Origin of the sequence: Pseudomonas sp. SED1 (assembly GCF_034044025.1) — a bacterium.
In the GTDB taxonomy this organism is placed as follows: domain Bacteria; phylum Pseudomonadota; class Gammaproteobacteria; order Pseudomonadales; family Pseudomonadaceae; genus Aquipseudomonas.
The window spans coordinates 44,780-51,610 of the sequence record NZ_JAXCIS010000041.1 but is presented as its reverse complement, the minus strand read 5'-3'; the positions used below and the strand labels follow the sequence as shown (position 1 = coordinate 51,610).

The 6,831-nt window shown below is 61.9% G+C and carries 3 protein-coding genes; all 3 read left to right on the top strand.

What is annotated here, in order from left to right:
• Window positions 1–130: 130 nt before the first annotated feature.
• The 3 genes from SNL23_RS04955 (at window position 131) to selO (ending at window position 6,807) form a co-directional block, all read left to right on the top strand.
• Window positions 131–1,873, top strand: a complete 1,743-nt coding sequence (locus SNL23_RS04955; RefSeq protein ID WP_076015486.1) for a potassium/proton antiporter — start codon at window positions 131–133, stop codon at window positions 1,871–1,873.
• A 70-nt stretch (window positions 1,874–1,943) separates the two neighbouring features.
• Complete coding sequence (mscK, locus tag SNL23_RS04950; RefSeq protein ID WP_318301768.1) at window positions 1,944–5,294, top strand: mechanosensitive channel MscK; 3,351 nt, start codon at window positions 1,944–1,946, stop codon at window positions 5,292–5,294.
• 49 nt (window positions 5,295–5,343) lie between these two features.
• A complete protein-coding gene (gene selO, locus SNL23_RS04945; protein WP_076015484.1) occupies window positions 5,344–6,807 on the top strand; it encodes a protein adenylyltransferase SelO in 1,464 nt (487 codons plus the stop codon).
• The last annotated feature ends 24 nt before the right edge of the window (window positions 6,808–6,831 follow it).

The following is a 6,831-nucleotide window of genomic DNA, read 5'->3' as shown; positions in this document are numbered from 1 at the left end:
TCCCACATTAGATATGCGCTAGCCATTCAAACCTTTTTGACAGCACAGCAATTCAACAGGTTAGAATCGCTGGCACGCAGACTGCATGGTCAGTTTGCGCCTCGTCTTTCCCGCTCATGGAGTACTGCCTTTGAATGCGACGACCATCAACAGCCTGTTCTTGATCGGCGCGTTGCTGGTAGGTGCGAGCATTCTGGTGAGTTCTCTTTCGTCCCGCCTGGGCATCCCGATCCTGGTGATCATCCTGGCCGTGGGCATGATCGCCGGCGTCGACGGCGGCGGCATCATCTTCGATAACTACCCGACCGCCTACCTCGTGGGCAACCTCGCCCTGGCCGTGATCCTGCTCGATGGCGGCTTGCGAACACGGGTGGCGAGTTTTCGCGTGGCACTCTGGCCCGCGCTGTCCCTGGCGACGGTCGGGGTACTGATCACCACCGGTCTCACCGGCATGGCAGCCGCCTGGCTGTTCAACCTCAACATCATTCAAGGCCTGCTGATCGGCGCCATCGTCGGCTCCACGGACGCCGCGGCGGTGTTCTCGCTGCTGGGCGGCAAGGGCCTGAACGAACGGGTCACCGCCAGCCTGGAAATCGAATCCGGCAGCAACGACCCGATGGCGGTGTTCCTCACCGTCACCCTGATCGACATGCTCGCCAGCGGCCAGACCGGCCTGCACTGGAGCCTGCTGGGCCACTTGATCCGGGAGTTCGGCATCGGCGGCATCATTGGCCTGGGCGGCGGTTGGTTGATGCTGCAGATGGTCAACCGGATCAACCTGGCCAACGGCCTGTACCCGATCCTGGTGATTTCCGGCGGCCTGTTCGTGTTTGCCCTGACCAACGCCCTGCACGGCAGCGGCTTCCTCGCGGTTTACCTGTGCGGTTTGGTGATCGGCAACCGCCCGGTGCGCAGCCGACATGGCATTTTGCATATGCTCGACGGCATGGCCTGGCTCGCGCAGATCGGCATGTTCCTGGTGTTGGGCCTGCTGGTCACGCCCCATGATCTGCTGCCCATCGCGCTACCCGCCCTGGGCCTGGCGCTGTGGATGATCCTGTTTGCCCGGCCGCTGTCGGTCATGGTCGGCCTGCTGCCGTTCAAGGCCTTCCATGGTCGAGAGAAAGCCTTTATTGCCTGGGTCGGCTTGCGCGGCGCGGTCCCGATCATTCTGGCGGTGTTCCCGCTGATGGCCGGCCTGCCCCACGCACAGCTGTACTTCAACCTGGCGTTCTTTATCGTGCTGGTGTCGCTGCTGGTGCAAGGCACGAGCCTGCCATGGGTGGCCAAGCTGTTGAAAGTGACCGTACCGCCCGAGCCCGCCCCAATCTCCCGGGCGGCCCTGGAAGTGCACGTCACCAGCGAGTGGGAGCTGTTCGTCTACCGTCTGGGCGCCGAAAAATGGTGCATCGGCGCCGCCCTTCGGGAGCTGAAAATGCCCGAAGGCACACGGATCGCTGCGCTGTTTCGTGGCCAGCAACTGCTCCATCCGTCGGGTAGTACGGTGCTGGAAGTCGACGATTTGCTCTGCGTGATCGGCCATGAACACAACTTGCCGGCCCTCGGCAAACTGTTCAGCCAGGCACCACAACGGGGCCTCGACCTGCGCTTCTTCGGTGACTTCGTCCTGGAAGGCGACGCCCAGCTGGGCGCGGTTTCGGCGCTGTACGGGCTCAAGCTCGAGGGCATCGACCCGGACATGCCACTGAGTCGCTTCATCACCCAGAAAGTCGGCGGGGCACCCGTGGTCGGCGACCAGGTGGAATGGAACAACACCATTTGGACCGTCGCGGTCATGGACGGGAACAAGATCGGCAAAGTCGGCGTCAGATTCCCCGAAGGAAGTCGCCCGGGCCCCGGACTCTTCCTCTAAACTGCGGGGCGACGGCGCGCCAGTCGATGTCGGGACGCCCCCTATTTATCACCTTGCTCGACCGGTCTCTATGACAACCCTGCGCACTTTTCTCGCTACTGCCCTGCTGGGCCTGACTCTCTGCGTCGGCACCGTGCACGCCGCCGACCCGCCCAGCATCGACTCCGTCCAGCAAACCCTGGACAAGCTGCCAGACCGCAAGCTGCCCGACGCCGACATGAAGGCGCTGCAAAGCATCCTGCAGCAGACCCTCACCTTCCTCGGCAACCAGCAGGATTACCAGCAGCGCCTGGTCGACCTCAAGCGCCAGCTGGAAGACGCGCCGCGCCAGAGCGCCGAGAACCAGCGCGAGCTGACCCGACTCAAAGCCACCAAGGTGATTCCGGTCGCCCAACGCTACGCCACCTTGCCGGTGCCGCAACTTGAACAACTGCTGGTGCAGCGCACCACCCAGCAAGGCGACCTGCAAAAGGACCTGGCCGACGCCAACAGCCTGAGCATCGCCGCCCAGACCCGCCCGGAACGCGCCCAGACCGAAATCAGCAGCAGCCAGACGCGCATCCAGCAAATCAACTCGATCCTCAAGGCCGGCAAAGACAATGGCAAGGCCCTCAGCGGTGACCAGCGCAACCTGCTGAACGCCGAGCTGGCCGCCCTCAACGCGCTGATTCCGTTGCGTCGCCAGGAGCTGGCCGGCAACAGCCAACTGCAAGACCTGGGCAACAGCCAACACGATCTGGTACTGGAAAAAACCGCGCGCCTGGAGCAGGAAATCCAGGACCTGCAAACCCTGATCAACCAGAAACGCCTGGCCCAGTCCCAGGAAACCGTGACCCAGCAGTCCATCGAAGCGCAAAAGGCCGGTGGCAGCAGCCTGCTTGCCACGGAAAGCGCGGCCAACCTGAAACTGTCCGACTACCTGCTCAAAAGCACCGACCGGCTCAACGAACTGACCCAGAAGAACCTGCAAACCAAGCAGCAACTGGACAGCGTGACCCAAAGCGACTCGGCGCTGGACGAACAGATCAACGTGCTCAAGGGCAGCCTCCTGCTGTCCAAGATCCTCTACAAGCAGAAGCAGGCCCTCCCGCGCCTGACCGTGGACCGCGACCTGGCAGATGACATCGCCAACATTCGCCTGTACCAGTTCGAGGTCAATCAACAGCGCGAACTGATCAGCACCCCGAGCACCTACGTCGACAACCTGCTGGTCAACCAACCGGCCGACCAGGTCACACCACAACTGCGCCGCACACTGCTGGAACTGGCGATCACCCGCAGCGACCTGCTGGAGCGCCTCAGCCGCGAGCTGAGCGCACTACTCAACGAATCCATCACCCTGCAACTGAACCAGAAACAACTGCTGAGTACCGCCAGCACGTTGCGGGCGACCCTCGACGAGCAGATGTTCTGGATTCCCAGCAACAAGCCGCTGGACACCGAATGGCTGGAAACCGTACCGGCGCACCTGAGCAAGCAGGTCACCACCCTGCCGTGGGCTTCCAGCGTCAGCGAACTGTATGACGGCCTGACCCAACGCCCGCTGCTGTTCCTGCCCCTGCTGCTGTTGATCGGTGCGCTGCTGTGGCGTCGTAGCTACCTGTATGAGCGCCTGAAAAAAATCCACCAGGACATCGGCCACTTCAAGCGCGACAGCCAATGGCACACGCCGGTGGCGATCCTGGTGAATATCGCCCTGGCAATGCCGGTGGCCCTGGGCCTGGCGCTGTGCGGTTATGCGTTGCAGATCGATGCCCGCGGGCAAAACGCCAACCTCGGCGCCGCCTTGCTGCAGATCGCCCAGGCGTGGCTGGTGTTCTACACCGCCTATCGAATCCTGGCGCCCGGCGGCGTCGCCGAACTGCATTTCCGTTGGGAAAAACCCCAGGTCGAATTCCTCCAGGGCTGGATACGCAAGCTCGGGCTGGTGGTGCTGGCGTTGGTGGCCGTGGTGGCGATCGCCGAGCATCAGCCAGCGGCGCTGGCAGACGACGTACTGGGCATAGGCGTGGTACTGACCTGCTACGCACTGATGGCGTGGCTGCTCGGGCGCCTGCTGCTCAATAGCCCGACCCACGAAAAAGCCTCGCTGTTTCGCAAAGCCGTCGGCCTGATGTTTACCGCGCTGCCGGTCGCGCTGTTTATTGCTGTGTGCTTTGGCTACTACTACACCGCCCTCAAGCTCAGCGACCGGTTGATCAACACCCTGTACCTGCTGATGTTCTGGCTGGTGATCGAAGCCACCTTCGTCCGTGGCCTGGGGGTTGCCGCACGGCGCCTGGCCTACGCGCGGGCCCTGGCCAAACGCCAGGCCGCCAAGGAAGCGGGTGATGGCGAAGCGGTTATCGAAGAACCGACCCTGGACATCGAACAGGTCAACGAGCAGTCGATGCGACTGATTCGCCTGGCGCTGCTCGGCGGCTTTATCGCCGCGCTGTATTGGGTGTGGTCTGACTTGATCTCGGTATTTTCCTACCTGGACAACGTCACCCTTTACGAATACACCAGCGGCACCGGCGCCAATATCAGCATGGTGCCCATCAGCATCGGCGACTTGCTCGGCGCCTTGATCATCATCGGCATCACCTTCGCCCTGGCGCGCAACCTGCCCGGCTTGCTGGAGGTGTTGGTACTGTCCAAGCTGGACCTGGCCCAAGGCAGCGCCTATGCCACCACCACCTTGTTGTCCTACGTGATTGCCGGCGTGGGTTTTGTCTCCACCCTGTCGACCCTCGGCGTGAGCTGGGACAAGTTGCAATGGCTGGTGGCCGCGCTCTCGGTGGGATTGGGCTTCGGGATGCAGGAAATCTTCGCCAACTTCATCTCCGGCATCATGATCCTGTTCGAGCGCCCGGTACGGATCGGCGACACCATCACCATCGGCAACCTGTCGGGCACGGTGAGCAAGATCCGCATCCGCGCCACCACCATCACCGACTTCGACCGCAAGGACATCATTGTCCCGAACAAAACGTTCATCACCGGGCAATTGATCAACTGGTCGCTGACCGACACCATCACTCGGGTCACCCTGAAACTGGGCGTGGACTACGGCTCGGACCTGGACCTGGTGAAGGAACTGCTGCTCAAGGCCGCCTCCGAAAACCCGCGCGTCCTGAAGGACCCGGCGCCCCATGTGTACTTCCTCAACTTCGGTGAAAGCACCCTCGACCACGAACTGCGCATGCATGTGCGCGACCTGGGTGACCGCAACCCGGTAATCGATGAGGTCAACCGCTTCATCAACCGCGAGTTCAAGAACCACCACATCAACATCTCGTTCCGGCAGATGGAGGTTTACCTGAAAAACCTGCATGGCCAGGAATACAAACTGGTGCCGGTGGAAGAAGAAAAAAGAACCATCCTGCCCCTCGCCAAGGACCAGGACCTGCCCGAGCCACCGCCCGCCAAACTCGACTAAACGCGCCATCCCCAGCAGAATGGTCGGACATTCTGCTGGGAGATGGCCGTTGAAAGCCCTCGACGAACTGACCTTCGACAACCGCTTCGCCCGCCTGGGCGACGGCTTCTCAACCCACGTGTTGCCCGAACCCATCGACGAACCGCGTTTGGTGGTCGCGAGCGAAGCGGCCATGGCGCTGCTGGATCTCGACCCTGCCGTGGCCGAAACGCCGGTATTTGCCGAGCTGTTCGGCGGGCACAAACTGTGGGCCGAGGCCGAGCCGCGGGCGATGATCTATTCCGGGCATCAGTTCGGCTCCTACAACCCGCAACTGGGTGATGGACGTGGATTGCTGCTGGGCGAGGTTTACAACGAAGCGGGCGAACATTGGGACCTGCACCTCAAGGGCGCCGGGCAAACCCCGTATTCGCGCATGGGCGATGGGCGTGCGGTGCTGCGGTCGTCGATTCGCGAGTTTCTGGCGTCCGAAGCGTTGCATGCACTGGGCATTCCCAGCAGTCGTGCACTGTGTGTGATCGGCTCCGACACACCGGTGTGGCGCGAGAAACAGGAGCGGGCCGCCATGGTGCTGCGCCTGGCCCACAGCCATGTGCGCTTTGGGCATTTCGAATATTTCTACTACACCAAGAAACCCGAGCTGCAGAAGGCGTTGGCGGAGCACGTGCTGTCGTTGCACTTCCCGGAGTGCATGGAACAGCCCGAGCCGTACCTGGCGATGTTCCGCGAAATCGTCGAGCGCAATGCCGAGCTGATCGCCAAATGGCAAGCCTATGGGTTCTGCCACGGCGTGATGAACACCGACAACATGTCGATCCTCGGCATCACCTTCGACTTTGGGCCCTTTGCGTTCCTGGATGACTTTGACGCGCAGTTCATCTGCAACCACTCGGATCATGAAGGGCGTTATTCCTTCAGTAACCAGGTGCCGATCGGGCAGTGGAATTTGAGCGCGTTGGCGCAGGCGTTGACGCCATTTATCAGCGTTGAAGCGTTGCGGGAAACGCTCGGGTTGTATCTGCCGTTGTTCCAGGCCCACTACCTGGACCTGATGCGCCGCCGGTTGGGCCTCACTACCGCCGAAGATGACGATCAAAAACTGGTAGAGCGCCTGCTGCAACTGATGCAGAACAGCGGCGTCGACTACACCCTGTTCTTCCGCCGGCTGGGGGATCAATCCGCCGCGTTGGCCGTGGCGCGGTTGCGCGACGACTTTGTCGACCTCAAGGGGTTTGATGAGTGGGCCGACCTGTACAAAGCACGTGTCGAGCGGGAAGCCAGTGGCACAGAAGAACAGCGACGTGAGCGGATGCATGCAGTGAATCCGCTTTATATCCTGCGCAACTATTTGGCGCAGAACGCCATCCAGGCGGCAGAGCTTGGGGATTACAGTGAAGTGCGCCGGTTGCACGAGGTGCTGACCAAACCGTTTGAGGAACAGCCGGGGATGGAGCAATACGCTCAGCGGCCGCCGGATTGGGGGAAGCATTTGGAGATTAGTTGTTCGTCGTAGGAGCGAGCCAATGTGGCGAGCTCC

What these genes read in the sequence shown, in the direction of transcription:
- mscK (WP_318301768.1), top strand. Translation starts at nt 1,944, where the DNA reads ATGACAACCCTGCGCACTTTTCTCGCTACTGCCCTGCTGGGCCTGACT.